General features: G+C 53.2%; 16 protein-coding genes. 4 read left to right on the top strand and 12 right to left on the bottom strand.

Going from position 1 to position 14716, the window contains the following annotated elements; translation table 11 throughout:
• Nucleotides 1-8 precede the first annotated feature (8 nt).
• Complete coding sequence (gene degS, locus C7M51_RS20015) at nt 9-1067, top strand: outer membrane-stress sensor serine endopeptidase DegS (protein WP_160623247.1); 1059 nt, start codon at nt 9-11, stop codon at nt 1065-1067.
• A gap of 27 nt (nt 1068-1094) precedes the next feature.
• Here degS and C7M51_RS20010 read toward each other — a convergent pair whose 3' ends face one another.
• The 10 genes from C7M51_RS20010 to mdh form a co-directional block, all read right to left on the bottom strand.
• Nucleotides 1095-1793 (bottom strand): hypothetical protein, encoded by a 699-nt coding sequence (locus C7M51_RS20010; RefSeq protein ID WP_160623246.1) that lies wholly within the window; start codon nt 1791-1793, stop codon nt 1095-1097.
• A gap of 53 nt (nt 1794-1846) precedes the next feature.
• Nucleotides 1847-3148 carry an oxaloacetate decarboxylase subunit beta gene (locus C7M51_RS20005; protein WP_160623245.1) on the bottom strand — a complete coding sequence of 434 codons (1302 nt, stop codon included), beginning with the start codon at nt 3146-3148 and terminating at the stop codon, nt 1847-1849.
• A gap of 13 nt (nt 3149-3161) precedes the next feature.
• Nucleotides 3162-4940, bottom strand: coding sequence for a sodium-extruding oxaloacetate decarboxylase subunit alpha (gene oadA, locus C7M51_RS20000; RefSeq protein WP_160623244.1), 1779 nt, complete (start codon nt 4938-4940; stop codon nt 3162-3164).
• A 15-nt stretch (nt 4941-4955) separates the two neighbouring features.
• Nucleotides 4956-5204, bottom strand: coding sequence for an oxaloacetate decarboxylase subunit gamma (locus C7M51_RS19995; protein WP_160623243.1), 249 nt, complete (start codon nt 5202-5204; stop codon nt 4956-4958).
• A 138-nt stretch (nt 5205-5342) separates the two neighbouring features.
• Nucleotides 5343-5960 carry a L(+)-tartrate dehydratase subunit beta gene (ttdB, locus tag C7M51_RS19990; RefSeq protein ID WP_160623242.1) on the bottom strand — a complete coding sequence of 206 codons (618 nt, stop codon included), beginning with the start codon at nt 5958-5960 and terminating at the stop codon, nt 5343-5345.
• Nucleotides 5960-6859, bottom strand: a complete 900-nt coding sequence (gene ttdA, locus C7M51_RS19985) for a L(+)-tartrate dehydratase subunit alpha (RefSeq protein ID WP_160623241.1) — start codon at nt 6857-6859, stop codon at nt 5960-5962. Before ttdA ends, ttdB begins: the two co-directional genes overlap by 1 nt.
• Nucleotides 6860-6894: 35 nt before the next feature.
• A complete protein-coding gene (locus C7M51_RS19980) occupies nt 6895-8163 on the bottom strand; it encodes an SLC13 family permease (RefSeq protein WP_160623240.1) in 1269 nt (422 codons plus the stop codon).
• Between the two features lie 220 nt (nt 8164-8383).
• Nucleotides 8384-9049, bottom strand: a complete 666-nt coding sequence (locus C7M51_RS19975; RefSeq protein ID WP_160623239.1) for a GntR family transcriptional regulator — start codon at nt 9047-9049, stop codon at nt 8384-8386.
• A complete protein-coding gene (locus C7M51_RS19970; RefSeq protein ID WP_160623238.1) occupies nt 9036-9665 on the bottom strand; it encodes a GntR family transcriptional regulator in 630 nt (209 codons plus the stop codon). Before C7M51_RS19970 ends, C7M51_RS19975 begins: the two co-directional genes overlap by 14 nt.
• 140 nt (nt 9666-9805) lie before the next feature.
• Entirely contained in the window at nt 9806-10741 is a 936-nt protein-coding gene (gene mdh, locus C7M51_RS19965; protein ID WP_160623237.1) for a malate dehydrogenase, read from the bottom strand.
• A gap of 444 nt (nt 10742-11185) precedes the next feature.
• Between mdh and argR the strand changes: the two genes are divergently transcribed.
• From argR to yhcN (C7M51_RS19950), 3 genes are all read left to right on the top strand, one after another.
• On the top strand, nt 11186-11656 hold the full coding sequence (gene argR / locus C7M51_RS19960) for a transcriptional regulator ArgR (RefSeq protein WP_160623236.1): 471 nt from the start codon (nt 11186-11188) through the stop codon (nt 11654-11656).
• 509 nt (nt 11657-12165) lie between these two features.
• Nucleotides 12166-12429 carry a peroxide/acid stress response protein YhcN gene (yhcN, locus tag C7M51_RS19955; RefSeq protein ID WP_160623235.1) on the top strand — a complete coding sequence of 88 codons (264 nt, stop codon included), beginning with the start codon at nt 12166-12168 and terminating at the stop codon, nt 12427-12429.
• Nucleotides 12430-12539: 110 nt separating this feature from the next.
• Nucleotides 12540-12809: a peroxide/acid stress response protein YhcN gene (gene yhcN, locus C7M51_RS19950; protein WP_160623234.1), complete on the top strand. Its 270-nt coding sequence runs from the start codon at nt 12540-12542 to the stop codon at nt 12807-12809.
• 69 nt (nt 12810-12878) lie between these two features.
• Here the strand turns inward: yhcN (C7M51_RS19950) and C7M51_RS19945 are convergent, their stop codons facing one another.
• Together C7M51_RS19945 and C7M51_RS19940 are read right to left on the bottom strand one after the other, a co-directional pair.
• The gene (locus tag C7M51_RS19945; protein ID WP_160623233.1) at nt 12879-13154 is read right to left on the bottom strand and encodes a barstar family protein; all 276 of its coding nucleotides are present in this window, start codon (nt 13152-13154) and stop codon (nt 12879-12881) included.
• Between the two features lie 48 nt (nt 13155-13202).
• A complete protein-coding gene (locus C7M51_RS19940) occupies nt 13203-14654 on the bottom strand; it encodes an NAD-dependent succinate-semialdehyde dehydrogenase (protein WP_160623232.1) in 1452 nt (483 codons plus the stop codon).
• Nucleotides 14655-14716: the final 62 nt, after the last annotated feature.

The raw sequence follows: 14716 nt of genomic DNA, 5'->3' as shown, positions 1-14716 counted from the left end.
TTAACACCATGTTTCTTAAACTCTTGCGTTCGGTAGTTCTGGGGCTGATCGTCGCAGGTATTTTACTGGCGGTGATGCCTGCATTGCGTATTGGCAGCGGCCTGCTTTCCGAACCGGAAAACAGTGCGGCTCAAACGCCATTCAGCTTCAATCAGGGCGTGCGCCGCGCCGTTCCGGCAGTGGTTAACGTCTATAATCGCAGCGCGTCCAGCAGCAATGGGCGAGGCATCACTACGCTCGGTTCCGGCGTTATTATGAATAACAAAGGCTATATTCTGACCAACCGCCATGTTATCAATGGTGCCGATCAGATTATCGTTGCGTTACAGGATGGACGTTTTTTTGAAGCAATGCTGGTAGGTTCTGACAGCCTGACCGATTTGGCAGTGTTGAAGATCACCGCGGCCAATCTGCCGGTCATCCCCATCAATCCTAAGCGCGTGGCCCACGTTGGCGATATCGTGATGGCCATCGGCAACCCTTACAATCTTGGTCAAACCGTAACGCAGGGCATCATCAGCGCTACCGGGCGCATCGGTTTAAGCCCTTCCGGACGCCAGAATTTTTTACAGACCGATGCCTCGATTAACCGCGGCAACTCCGGCGGCGCGTTGATTAATTCGCTGGGAGAGCTGATGGGTATCAATACTCTCTCCTTTGATAAGAGCAACGATGGCGAAACACCGGAAGGTATCGGCTTTGCGATCCCTACCGCGCTCGCTACCCGAATTATGGATAAGCTAATCCGTGACGGACGGGTTATCCGCGGCTATATCGGTATCACCGGACGCGAAGTGCCGCCGCTGCACGGTCAGAATGCAGGCATCGATCGTATTCAGGGAATCGTCGTAAACAACGTTGCGCCGGACGGCCCGGCAGCAAAAGCAGGTATTCAGGCCAACGATTTAATTGTCAGCGTGAATGGCAAACCGGCGGTTTCCGCCCAGGAAACGATGGATCAGGTAGCAGAAATCCGTCCGGGTTCAGTTATTGATGTACAGGTGATTCGTAACGATAACCGTCTGACGCTGCCGGTAACAATTCAGGAATACCCGGCAGCCAACTGACCTTCTTAACTGTTGGAAAAGCGCTGGTTAATCGACAAATATCGGCCCTGCCGGGTAACGGGCAAGAAACCCTGTGATAGCTAACAGCGCCCACAGCTTCGCCCAGCTAAACTGCTGGGCGCTCAATTCGTTATCTAACGTCAGCAACGCGGTAATGCCCTTCTCACCCAGCACGCCGCCCATCCAAAGCAAACGTTGAGCCTGTTGACGCACGCCGGGCACATCACTTTTCCAGGCCAGCAGATGGAGCAATGTTTGTTGTATACAGACATCGCTTGAGTGTCGATCGCGTAGCAGACGACGCCACGCAGGTAACGCCACACTACGTATTGTATAAAAGCCGCCACGGGCTTCACTATCAATCGCAGGTAGGTCAATACAAAGCTGACTTGCCAGATCGCATAAACGATTACAGGTTAGCGGCTGATCCAGCGCAGCCATCCGTCCCGCTGCGGCACACAGCACGCCGAAACCCTGTAACCACAACGTTGAAGCCTGCACTAATTGATTGGGTAAAGCCGTCAATGCAATGTCCTGTTGTGCTTGCTGCTCGCCACATTGATAACAATCTTTCAGCAGGTGTTGCCAGTTATGTGGCAGCTCTGGGTGATCCAGCAGCGTCAACGAGGGTTGCAGGCGATCAAGATCCTCCAGCGACGTCAACACATCGTGAATAACTTTTCCTTTTATTGAGACAGGCATTTCAGTTGCCGTTTGTATATTCATTGCTCCGTTCCTTCCTGGCCAGGAAAAGGCCACGGCCCTTTCCTGGCGCATTATCACATTACCATCACATATTTAAGCATCACGCCCGCCGCAATAGCCGACCCGATAACCCCGGCCACATTCGGGCCCATCGCGTGCATCAGCAGGAAGTTCTGTGCATCCGCCTCCAGCCCCAGCTTGTTCGAGACGCGCGCCGCCATCGGCACCGCCGACACCCCCGCCGAGCCTATCAGCGGGTTGATTTTGCGTCGGCTGAACAGGTTCAGCAGCTTCGCCATCAGCACCCCCGCCGCAGTCCCGATGCCGAACGCAATCACTCCCAGCACCAGAATACCCAGCGTCTGCGGCTGCAAGAACTTGTCTGCCACCAGCTTCGCTCCTACCGACAGGCCGAGGAAAATGGTTACGATGTTAATCAGCGCGTTCTGTACCGTATCGCTCAGGCGCTCTACCACGCCGCTCTCACGCATCAGGTTACCAAAGCAGAACATTCCCAGCAGCGGTGCCGCGTCTGGCAGCAGCAGCGCCACCAGCAGCAGCAACACTGCCGGAAACAGAATTTTCTCCCGTCGGCTCACCGTGCGCAGCTGCACCATGCGGATTTTCCGCTCTGTCTCACTGGTTAGCAGCTTCATGATGGGCGGCTGTATCAGCGGCACCAGCGCCATGTAGGAGTAGGCGGCCACCGCTATCGCTCCCAACAGCTCCGGTGCCAGCCTGCTGGCAAGGTAGATGGCCGTCGGGCCATCCGCGCCGCCGATGATGCCAATGGCCGCCGCCTGCGGCAGAGTGAAGTGGATAATCCCCAGCGTGTTCAGCGCCAGCGCGCCGAGTACGGTGGCAAAGATGCCGAACTGCGCCGCCGCGCCCAACAGCAGGGTGCGCGGGTTAGCCAGCAGCGGTCCGAAGTCGGTCATCGCGCCGACGCCCATAAATATCACCAGCGGTGCCACGCCGGAGCCTATCGCCGCCTGGTAAAACAGCGCCAGCACTCCGTCGGCATAGCCCATGTCCACCGCCAGCGCCTGCGCCTGGTACTGCACCGACGGCAGCGCCAGCGCCAGGGCCGCCTTAATCGCCGCGACGTCGGGTGCGCAGTGGAGCTTTGCGGCAACCACCGTCAGCTCTGCGGGACTCCCGTGTGCCAGCAGGCTCTCCAGCGCGGTCATTGCCATGCCCGCCTCCGGGATGTTGGACAATAACCCGCCGAAGCCAATCGGCAGCAGCAGTAGCGGCTCAAACTTCTTCGCAATTGCCAGCCACAGCAGCAGCAGGCTCACCAGCAGCATCACCGCCTGGCCTGCGCCGAGGTGCATCAGGCCCATCCCCTGCAGCAGGGCGTTCAGACTTTCCATTTTTCGCTCTCCGTTACGCCAGCTGCATCAGGGTGTCACCCACCGCCACGGCATCGCCAGCCTTGACCCGGATGCCGCACACGGTGCCCGCGCGTGCGGCGCGGATTTCGGTTTCCATCTTCATCGCCTCCAGCAGCAGCAGCACGTCACCCTCCGCTACGCGCTGTCCCTCGGTGACCGTGAGCTTCCAGATAGTGCCTGCCAGCGGCGCGCTGACCGGCGTGCCGGTGTTACCGGTGTCAGTGGCAGAGCCCGCAGGCGTTGCCGTAGTTTCAGCGGCCTGGCTGACATCGCCGCCCTCGCTAACTTTCACCACGAAAGCCTTACCCTCCAGCTCCACGGTATACACGCCTGCGGTGTTTCTTTCTGCGGCGGACTTTTGCACTGCCGCTGCCGGGTTAGTGTCCTGAGCCTGCGGCACCGGCTCAAATGCCGCCGGGTTGCCGCGGTTGTCCAGGAACTTCAGGCCGGGCTGCGGGAACAGCGCCACGGTCAGCACGTCCTCAATGGCGTCTTCCGCCAGCGCGATGCCCTTTTCCTTCGCCTGCTGCCGCACCTCCGCCTCTAACGTCGCCAGCTCCGGCGTCAGCACATCCGCCGGACGGCAGGTTAACGGCTCGCTGCCCTCCAGCACACGGGCTTGCAGCGTGGCGTTAACCGGCGCGGGCGTTCTTCCGTACTCCCCTTTCAGGATCCCGGCGGTTTCCTTCGCAATGCTTTTATAGCGTTCGCCGGTGAGCACGTTAAGTACCGCCTGAGTACCGACAATCTGTGAGGTGGGCGTAACCAGCGGGATAAAACCGAGATCCTCGCGCACGCGGGGAATTTCCGCCAGCACCGCCTCCAGCCTGTCGACGGCGTTCTGCTGCCTGAGCTGGCTTTCCAGGTTGGTGAGCATCCCGCCCGGAACCTGCGCCACGAGGATACGGCTGTCGGTGCCCTTCAGCTGGCCTTCAAAAGCGTGATATTTTTTACGCACCCCACGAAAATAAGCCGCGATACCCTCCAGCCTGTCGAGGTCCAGCCCGGTGTCATATTGCGTGCCCGCCAGCGTAGCAACCAGCGCCTCGGTAGCCGGGTGGCCATAGGTGCCGCTCATGGAGGAGATAGCGGCGTCGACGCCTTCCGCGCCCGCCTCGATAGCCTTCAGCAGGGCCATCTCCGCCATGCCGGTGGTGGCGTGGCAGTGCAGATGCAGGCGCACGTCGTAACGCTTTTTGATTTCGCTGACCAGCTCATACGCGGCACCTGGCGTCAGGATGCCGGACATGTCCTTGATGGCGACGGAGTCGACGCCAATTTCCAGCAGCTGCTCCGTCAGGTCGAGCCAGGTTTGCAGCGTATGTACCGGGCTGGTGGTGTAGGAAATAGTACCCTGCGCATGCGCACCGCACCGGCGCACCGCCTGCAAAGCGGCCTTCATGTTGCGCGGATCGTTCATGGCATCGAACACGCGGAACACGTTCATACCGTTCTTCACGGTACGCTCAACAAAGCGCTCCACTACGTCGTCGGCGTAGTGTCGGTAGCCGAGCAGATTCTGCCCGCGCAGCAGCATCTGTAGTGGGGTGTTGGGCAGCGCCTTTTTCAACTCACGCAGGCGAACCCAGGGGTCCTCGCCGAGAAAGCGAATGCAGGCGTCAAAGGTGGCGCCGCCCCAGCACTCCAGGGACCAGTAGCCCACGGCATCCAGCTCAGCAGCAATGGGAAGCATGTCGTCAAGGCGCAAACGGGTGGCGAACAGCGACTGGTGGGCGTCACGCAGGACGACGTCGGTAATGGCAACGGTCATAGGGACCTCCGGTTATCAGGGGTTAAGGCGACGGTGGTGGTGAACGGCGGCGGCGATGACCGGCTTCAGACGGGCAAAGTCACCAGCGGGTACGGCGGGCGCTGACGCCGGTTGTGGCGGGACGACAGTTTCTGGAAAAAAACGATTAACCGCAGCGGACATGCCGCGAATGGCAAGAATCAGCAGCAGCAGAAAAAGCATCACAAACCCCATGCCGAGAAACATTAGGGTAATACCTTCGCTTAATAGCGCTGTATCAGTCATAAAAGGGCCTTCAAAAATAAGGCACGATAAGGCGTTAATTATGAGGTAACAAAAGATATTCTCCGTTCTGCTTCGGTAATATCTCCCCCGCCCTCAATAAATTTCCGCCTGTTATCGTGCGTCTGATTTACTTTTTGGTTATTTGATGAAACTTACGTTCTGGCATATTTCATCAGCAACGATATCTTTACGTTGATTAAAAATAATCTTGTTCTGTTCAAACAGATTATTACCATGCGTATCGATCGAGACGATTAATGGGCCAAACTCTTTTACCCGACAAACCCACAACGTTTCCGGCATTCCTAAATCACGCCACTGTGCATCTTCAATTTCTTCGACACATACGGCAGCAACGACTGCGCAACCGGCGGGAAACACACAATGCAACGCTTTATGCTGTGCGCATCCCTCTTCTGTACCTTTTCCCATACCGCCTTTGCCGACGATAAGTTTTACGCCGGTTTTGGCAATAAATTCTTTCTCAAATTTTTCCATGCGCATACTGGTAGTAGGCCCAACGGAAACCATTTCAAATTTATCTTCGCTGCCAGCAATCGGACGTACAATGGGACCAGCATGTAAAATAGCCCCGCCGTCAATATTAACCGGCAGCTGACGCCCTCCCTCAATTAAGCGGCGATGCGCCACATCGCGGCAGGTAACAATATGTCCATTCAGGTAAATAATATCGCCCGCTTTAATATCGGCTAAGTCTTCATCTTTAATTGGCGTAGTGAGTATTTTCTTCGTCATCAGAAAGTGACTCCTGTATGAGATAAAATGGTATAGTTCAAATCTTTATCAAAAACGATATGTCCTTTACGATGCGACCAGCAGCCGACATTCACCGCCACGCCGATAGTGGAAGGGTGACGCGCCGTATTTTCAATATTAACGCCCATTACAGACGTATTGCCTGACATGCCCTGTGGCCCCAGACCAATTTTGTTAATACCTTCTTCAAGCATTTTTTCCAGCGCGGCGGCACGTTCATTATCGTTATGACTACCAACCGGACGCATCAGCGCTTTTTTCGATAGCAGTGCTGCCGTTTCTACCGAAGTAGCCACACCCACGCCAACCAGCAGCGGCGGGCAGGCATTGAGGCCATAGCTGGTCATCACATCCAGCACAAAACGCGTGACGCCTTCATAACCGGCACCCGGCATCAGCACCATTGCCTTACCGGGCAGCGAACAACCGCCACCGGCCATATAGGTATAAATGGTGCACTGGTCAGAATCGGGAACGATTTCCCAAAATACCGTTGGCGTTCCTTTACCTACGTTTTTTCCGGTGTTGTATTCATCAAACGTTTCCACGCTGTTGTGGCGCAGCGGGGAATCAACGGTTGCCTTGATTACCGCCTCACGCAGGAGCGCTTCCAGTTCACCGATCAGCGGAAAATGCGTGCCGCACTCCACCAGAAACTGAATCACGCCGGTATCCTGACAGGAAGGACGATCCAGCTCTTTTGCCAGACGCTGGTTATCAAACATGGTGGTAAAGATAACGTTTGCCAGCTGGCTGGTTTCTTTAGTCTGTAGATCCTCCAATTTGGCGGTAACATCGTCAGGCAGAACTTTGCCGGTATATCCCACAAACCTGGCCATAATGTCGGTCATGTGGGATATCTGTGCGCTTTTGCTCATAAATACTCCTTCTTAATCAGAAATTTTTCTGTTAATTACGGGTGAAAAGGGAAAAGGATTGGCAGCAGAATCAGGCTGACAATGGTGGAAACCAGGATGAGAGGCAGGCCCGCTTTGGCGTAATCGACAAACTTATAGCCGCCTGCCGACAGCACCATCATGTTGGCGGGCATCCCGATGGGCGTCGCATAGGCGCAGGAGCCGCCAATAACCGTTGCCATCAATACCGCGCGCGGATCGGCACCCATACCTGCGGCAATGGAGAGACTCACCGGCACCAGCAGCGCCGTGGTTGCCGTGTTGGACATAAAATTGGTCATAATGACGGAGAGAGTAAAGATCACGACCAGCAGCATAAAAGGCGAAGAGTTTTGCCCCAGCATGCCGATCACGTAATCTGCTACCAGCTTTCCGGCCCCGGTGGTTTCCAGCGCCTGTGCCAGCGCCAGCGTGCCGCCGAAGATAAAAATGGTTTGAGAATCAATAGCGTTATAAGCCTGTTTTTCACTCAGCACGCCGCTAATAACCAATACCAGTGCGCCGATACAGCCGATAATGGCGAGGCTGATACCAATCTGCTTTTCGAAAATCATGCCGAGAATTGTGACAATCAATATCACCAGCGACAGTAACTGTTTCCACGCCGGGACATGGCTGTAATCGCGCTGCTCGCCCAGGCCGCCAACCGCACCGCTATTGGGATTATTAGGTAAGAATTTGTAGCCCAGCGTCAGAAAATAAAGGATGCCGCAAATCAGCATCGGCATGCCGATCTTTGCATATTCAAAAAAGCCAAAGCTGCCACCGATATTCTGCAAGGCGGACTGCGCAATCAGGTTGCCTGGCGCGCCGATCATCGACAGATTTCCGCCCAGCGCCGCAGCGAAAACTAACGGCATTAACAGGCGCGAACGTGCGAAGCCCGATTTAGCCGCCACGCCAATGACCACCGGAATTAATACGGCAGCGGTGCCGGTATTCGAAAGCACGCCGGACATCAGACCGGTCACCAGCATGATGGTGAAGATGAGCTGCTTTTCTGTTTTAGCGAAGCGGGTAATTACACCGCCCACTTTATTCGCCATACCGGTTTCAAACAGCGCCCCGCCGACGATAAACATCGCCACAAACAGAATCACATTGGTATCAATAAAGCCGGAAAAGGCCTGCTTCATATCCAGCACCCCGGTGAGCACCAACGCTACACAGATCACCATCGAAGTGACCGCCAGCGGCACCTTTTCCCAGACAAACATCACAATAGCGAAAACCAGCAGAGCAAGCGTAATCGTAATAGGTTCCATAAGATACATCCATTATATATGATATTGTATCCAAAATTATGTAGCCAAAAGTATTCCCACATAAAAAGTAAGTCAATCATTTTCCTGAAAACACAACGGGTTTGGGATCTTCGTCAAAATCGAAGGCGGGATCGGATCGTAAAAACGGTGAACAGCGACGGAGAACGTAAAAAAATGGGGTGATATACGCCTACGGTCTCTTCGCAGGCGGAATAGCCGTTTAGACGGCGGGATCGTCAATATAGCGGGTCAGCATATTTTCCATTGAGCGGATAATATGGTCGCGCATGCGGCAACGCGCCAGCTCTTCGTTATGCTGCTCCAGCGCCTGTAAAATACCCTGATGCTCCTGAATGGAAAGCGTTGCGTACTCTTCTTCAGTTACGTTCTGTCCCATCGACAGGCCGTTCCACATATTGGAAAGCAGCATCTTCATTTTCTCATTGCCTGCCGTATTCCAGATTTCCATATGGAATGCCTGATTCAAATCGGAATATTCGGCAGAATTATTGGCCGCCAGCGCTTTTTCTGCGGCATAGTGGATCTCCGCAATACGCGAAATATCGGTACCGGGGCGCGATGCTTTTGCCACCGCCTCACTTTCTAACAAAGCGCGGATCTCATAATGTTCGCGGATCGTCTGCTCATTGATCCCCAGCACTACCGCCCCTTTATTGGGGCGCACTTTGATCAGGCCATCAGCGGCGAGGATTTGAAAGGCTTCACGCACCGGCATACTGGAAACCCCCACCATGCTGGCGATACCTTCCAGGGTAATTTCCTGGCCTTCAGCTAACTGCCGCGACAGAATAGCCTTACGTAATACCGCTGCTACCAGCTCTTTTGCTGGCAGGAGCTTAATTTTACCTAACTTAAACTTCTGCACTTTCCCAGGCCTTCATATGTTGACGCATCATTTCTGCTAATGAGAGAAAATAATGCTGCGTAGAATGTGCAATGCCGTCACGATCGTTTGCACCAATGGCGGCGGCCAGTTCACTTAACAGCTGTGCCGATTCTTGTTTATCTTCCTTGAGATATAAAATGACGTAAGAAATGTAACCATCAAGGAACTGTTGATAAGCCTTACGTAAGTAACGATTATCAATATATGAAATAAGCGTCAAATGAAAATCAAGCTCACGCGTTTTTTCCTCCTGATAAGCCAAATCCCTTGCGCACAGACGTAGCGACTCGCCTGCCGTGGCGGGAACTAAGGCGAATAGCTCCGCCGCCATCACGGCAATGATACGGAAAATATGGCTGACATCATCGGGCTCAAGCCGCGACACCTGCATATGACGGTTCGGCAGTCGAATGAGAAATCCTTCCTGTTCAAGCGACTGCAAGGCTTCACGCACCGGCATGCGAGAGAGTCCCAGCTGCTCCGCAATACTCTCCTGCGCTAGCTCTTCTCCGGCTTTAATATTGCCGGAAAGAATTTCGTAGCGAATCATCTGAGTAATGTGATCCCTGGTCTGCTTTCTTTCGATTTTTTTCACAGCGTCCTCGTTTGTTGCCGGTTAAAACGCGGGAAGTTTAGCAGATTTAGCCAGAGGTTTAGCAATGAAGCGTAGGGAGATGGCGGGGTAAAAGGGCCGGAACAGGGGTTCCGACCACACAGAGAGTAGAGAAAAAATGATTATTTAACGAACGCTTCGCCCAGCTCTATATCTTTTTTCAGCGTCTCTAACATGCCTTGTAGTGCGCTTTGCTCATAGGCGCTCAGCTTGCCGAGCGGACGCCGTTCGATCACGCCCTCTTTCCCTAACAGCAGCGGCTGAGAGAAGAAACGTGCATATTCGCCGTCGCCTTCAACGTAAGCGTACTCAATAACATTGCTTTCTCCCTGTAGCGCGCGTACCAGCGACAGCCCAAAACGTGCCGCCGCCTGGCCCATCGACAACGTAGCCGATCCTCCGCCCGCTTTGGCCTCCACCACTTCCGTACCGGCATTCTGAATACGCTTCGTTAAATCAGCGACTTCCTGCTCGCTAAACGAGACGCCATGGATTTGTGAAAGCAGTGGCAGAATAGTGACCCCGGAATGCCCGCCCACGACAGGCACTTCCAGCTCGTCAGGCTGCTTGCCTTTCAGCTCTGCAACGAAAGTATTGGCGCGGATAATATCCAGCGTGGTTACACCAAACAGGCGGTTTTTATCGTAAACGCCCGCTTTTTTCAGCACCTCGGCGGCAATAGCGACTGTGGTATTGACCGGATTAGTAATGATCCCAATCAATGCGTGTGGACAGGTTTCCGCTACCTGCTCAATCAAATTACGAACGATACCGGCATTAACATTAAACAGATCGGAACGATCCATTCCGGGCTTACGTGCCACGCCCGCTGAAATTAGCACTACGTCAGCTCCCTGTAATGCAGGAGTGGCATCTTCACCGCTGAAACCCTGGATTTTTACTGGCGTAGGGATATGGCTTAAATCAACAGCCACACCGGGCGTAACAGGCGCGATATCGTACAGGGAAAGTTCTGAACCCGCAGGTAACTGGGTTTTAAGCAGAAGTGCAAGTGCCTGGCCGATACCACCAGCCGCACCGAGAACCGCAACTTTCATCCTAAACTCCTTATTATCGTGAGCAGAAAAATGCCGGAATCCAGCGGAGTTATCATGCTGGATAGCCTGAGGAGTAATAGCGAGAAGTTCATCCTTATTTTGCGGCTCAGGACACAAACGGCCGGTAAAGTGGACGAAAAAGACGCTATGACGTACAGGCCAGATAATGACCGTAATCGGATGCTGAAATATTAAACAATATTACCTTAGCTGTTAGTTCTTATCATAACAACATCAATTCTATAACAACTTTGTCACTTTTTCCGCCATAGCTATGCGGCTGCAGCAAATTTTATCTTGCGCAAAACTCTGGTAAAATGCGCGCCCTCTGCGCCATAACGTCTTTATCCGTTGCGGTTCATTTGCATAAAAATTCATGTAATTGCATAATAATGTATCGCCTGCTGGCCGGGCTTCACTGCATTTTTATATTATCGGTAGCCTATGCGTAATCCATCGAAACAAGAAGATCTGATTAAAGCCTTCAAAGCTTTGCTGAAAGAGGAAAAATTCAGCTCGCAGGGTGAAATTGTGACCGCCCTGCAGGAAGAAGGCTTCGACAACATTAATCAGTCGAAAGTCTCCCGTATGCTAACCAAGTTTGGTGCCGTACGTACCCGTAACGCCAAAATGGAGATGGTTTACTGCCTGCCTGCGGAACTGGGCGTGCCCACTACCACCTCGCCGCTAAAAAATCTGGTACTGGATATCGATTACAACGAGGCACTGGTGGTGATTCATACCAGCCCCGGTGCCGCTCAGCTGATTGCTCGTCTGCTTGATTCTTTAGGCAAGGCGGAAGGCATCCTCGGCACCATTGCCGGTGATGACACGATCTTTATCACTCCAGCCCGCGCTTTTACCGTTAAGCAGCTTTACGAAGCCATTCTGGCGCTGTTTGAGCAGGAACTGTAACCCAGAAGATCATTAGCGTTGCACGCTAATGATCTCCGTTGTTTCCTTTATGTATGCTATGTATGCCGCATCTGTTTCTGTCATAAACCGCTGACTGCCTCTCCTCTCTTTTTTCCGCCCCGATCGCCAGTTCTCTCAGCACACTATGGCATAAGCCTGACGTTTTCATTTTCGTCACCAACCAATTTTTAGCATTTTATGCTGAACTGAGACGATAGTATCAAGAAACAATCTGCTAATAAGCAGCACACCAGGTAGATCTATCGTTAAACAAAGCACGAATAGATAAAGTCGCTTATGTTGCTGTTTTGATAAATATTTAACCGTAAAAGTACAATTTATAGCCTCTTTTAATAACTTTAAGTTATAAAAAAATAACTTGAAGCCAGAGAGTTACAACAAAACATTATTAGGCAGATATTAATTTCGTACGTTATTAGATCTATACTTGTTTTCGTGATGTTAATCACATTATCAAAAAGAGAAAAATAAAAGACGAGGAAAAAATCATGAAAATTACCACTACCATCGCCGCAGTAAGCCTGCTATCCGCCCTGTCATTCGGCACCATGGCAGCAGAATCTGTTAGTGCTCAACAAGCCCAAAATATGCAGCCTGTAGGCATTGTTACTATGAGCGGCGTTGCGGGCGTACCGATGGATATTCATCAGGCGTTAAGCACTAAAGCGGAAAATCAGGGTGCCAGTGCTTATCGCATTATCGAAGCGCGCAATCAGGACACCTGGCACGTTACCGCCGAGCTTTATAAATAAGCCCCGTTGACGCATCAGCACACCCTACAACTGAAACAGGCAGCCCCAGAAATAATAACCGCTATTAAGCCATCCCGGCTGCCGCATAAACGCTACTCTGGAGTGAAGATATGAAAACCACATTTACCCTTGCTGCTTTAGGTCTGGCATCAGTACTCTCTTTCGGTGCCAGCGCTGCCGACCTGGTTACCCAACAGGATGTCAACAGCCAAAACTTACAGTCGATCGGCACCATCACCGTCAGCGGTATAGATGGCAGCCCGTCCTCAATTCGTCAGCATCTGTCAAAACAGGCCGATAAACGGGGCGCATCCGCCTATCGCGTTGTTGAAGCCTATAACAACGGCAACTACCACGCCACGGCAGAGATTTATAAGTAATTCCTCGTCGATAAGTGACGAACCTTTGGCCCGTTCGCCGGGCCTTTTTTATTTCTGCATCCGGCAGAGCTACGCCTGACGGATGTTAAAGCGGAGCTGGCCTTCCAGCTCCTCTTCTGCTTCATCAAACAGCAGAATCAGCGCGCCGTAGCGTCTTTTCTGGCCCGCGCCCAGATGAATAAACTCAATTTCTACCGGTAGCGGCAACACAGATTCAATGACCGCATCCCACAGGGAGTCGAGGTCGAAAATCAACGAATCTGACAGCGTGAAACGCTCGCAAAACTGACGATAGAAGTGCGCCTGGTCGACAATCTCATTAAAATCAAACGTCTCTTTCCTCATGCCGGTTGCTCCGTCATGCTGGAACGGGCGCTCTCACGCCCGTCTGGGTTATAAACCGCCAATGTGCAGCGCTTTGACTTCCAGATATTCCTCAATACCTAATACCGATCCTTCACGTCCCAGTCCGGACTCCTTCACGCCGCCAAAGGGTGCCAGCTCGGTGGAGACCGCACATTCGTTAATGCCGATCATGCCACTTTCCAGCGCGGCGGCGACGCGGAAAACGCGTTGCAGATTCTGCGTATAAAAATAGGCCGCCAGGCCATATTCCGTCGCGTTAGCGCGTTGGATCACCTCTTCTTCACTGGAAAAACGGAAGCAGGCAGCTACCGGACCAAAGGTTTCTTCACGCGCCAGCTTCATCTTTTCATCGGCATCGGCGATGACTGTCGGCTGCCAGAAATTACCGCCCAGTTCGTGACGTGCGCCGCCTGTCACAATGCGACCGCCTTTCGCCTGAGCATCTTTTACATGCTCTTCAACCTTTTCAACTGCTTCTTTGTTAATTAACGGCCCAACGACCACACCTTCATCCATGCCGTTACCTACCCGCAGTTTTTTCACCTCTTCCGCCAGCTGGTTAACGAAGCGATCGTACACGGCATCATGAATAAAGAAGCGGTTTACGCTAACGCAGACCTGACCGGCATTGCGGAATTTATTGGCGATGGCACCCTTAACCGCAGCATCGATATCGGCATCGTCGAAAACGATATAGGGCGCGTTGCCGCCCAGTTCCATTGAGATCTTTTTCATCGTCTCCGCCGCGTTACGCATCAGCGTTTTGCCGACGGCGGTTGAACCGGTAAACGAGATTTTACGCACTGCGCCGCTGGCCATGATCGCATCGCTGATGGCGTGCGTATCACCGGCGACGCCGTTCAGCACACCGTCAGGCACGCCCGCTTTCTGCGCCAGCGCCAGCAGGGCAAACGCGGAAAGCGGCGTATTATTGGCAGGCTTGATAATACCGGTGCAGCCAGCGGCCAGCGCCGGGCCCAGCTTGCGCGTCAGCATCGCCATCGGAAAATTCCACGGCGTGATCGCCGCGACGACGCCAATTGGCTCACGCGTCGCCAGAATGCGGGCCCCACTTTTAGCAGGCGGAATAATTTCGCCGTTGATGCGTTTCGCCTGCTCAGCAAACCATTGAATAAAGCTGGCGGCATATTCCACTTCGCCTTCTGCCTCTTTCAGCGGCTTCCCCTGCTCCGCCGTCATCAGTTTTCCCAGCCAGCTTTTATTTTCGATAATCAGCTGATACCAGCGGTAGAGGATTTCCGAACGCTGCTTCGCCGTTAGCGCGCGCCAGGCAGGAAAAGCTCGCTCCGCCGCCGCAATCGCCTGCTCGGTCTCTTTTTTACCGCCTTTTGCCACCTGAGCAATGGTTTCGCCCGTCGCGGGATTGAGCACCGCAAAGGTTTCATTCAGCGTGATCCACTGACCGTTAATCAGACAGCCCGTTTGAAAAAGGTCACTATCGTGGAGAGAATACGCCATTTCTTTACTCCTGTTAGTCATCCCGGTCTGCAAAGTATAGTTGGCAAAGGCCGCGCTTTCGG

It is taken from the genome of Mixta intestinalis, assembly GCF_009914055.1.
GTDB lineage: Bacteria > Pseudomonadota > Gammaproteobacteria > Enterobacterales > Enterobacteriaceae > Mixta > Mixta intestinalis.
Note: the sequence above shows the minus strand (reverse complement) of the source record. Positions and strands in the feature narration are given on the sequence as shown.

Coding starts and splice junctions, on each gene's coding strand:
- degS (WP_160623247.1), top strand. CDS start 9: ATGTTTCTTAAACTCTTGCGTTCGGTAGTTCTGGGGCTGATCGTCGCA.
- C7M51_RS19940 (WP_160623232.1), bottom strand. CDS start 14,654: ATGGCGTATTCTCTCCACGATAGTGACCTTTTTCAAACGGGCTGTCTG.
- C7M51_RS19980 (WP_160623240.1), bottom strand. CDS start 8,163: ATGGAACCTATTACGATTACGCTTGCTCTGCTGGTTTTCGCTATTGTG.
- C7M51_RS19945 (WP_160623233.1), bottom strand. CDS start 13,154: ATGAGGAAAGAGACGTTTGATTTTAATGAGATTGTCGACCAGGCGCAC.
- C7M51_RS19995 (WP_160623243.1), bottom strand. CDS start 5,204: ATGACTGATACAGCGCTATTAAGCGAAGGTATTACCCTAATGTTTCTC.
- ttdB (WP_160623242.1), bottom strand. CDS start 5,960: ATGACGAAGAAAATACTCACTACGCCAATTAAAGATGAAGACTTAGCC.
- yhcN (WP_160623235.1), top strand. CDS start 12,166: ATGAAAATTACCACTACCATCGCCGCAGTAAGCCTGCTATCCGCCCTG.
- oadA (WP_160623244.1), bottom strand. CDS start 4,940: ATGACCGTTGCCATTACCGACGTCGTCCTGCGTGACGCCCACCAGTCG.
- mdh (WP_160623237.1), bottom strand. CDS start 10,741: ATGAAAGTTGCGGTTCTCGGTGCGGCTGGTGGTATCGGCCAGGCACTT.
- ttdA (WP_160623241.1), bottom strand. CDS start 6,859: ATGAGCAAAAGCGCACAGATATCCCACATGACCGACATTATGGCCAGG.
- argR (WP_160623236.1), top strand. CDS start 11,186: ATGCGTAATCCATCGAAACAAGAAGATCTGATTAAAGCCTTCAAAGCT.
- yhcN (WP_160623234.1), top strand. CDS start 12,540: ATGAAAACCACATTTACCCTTGCTGCTTTAGGTCTGGCATCAGTACTC.
- C7M51_RS20005 (WP_160623245.1), bottom strand. CDS start 3,148: ATGGAAAGTCTGAACGCCCTGCTGCAGGGGATGGGCCTGATGCACCTC.
- C7M51_RS20010 (WP_160623246.1), bottom strand. CDS start 1,793: ATGAATATACAAACGGCAACTGAAATGCCTGTCTCAATAAAAGGAAAA.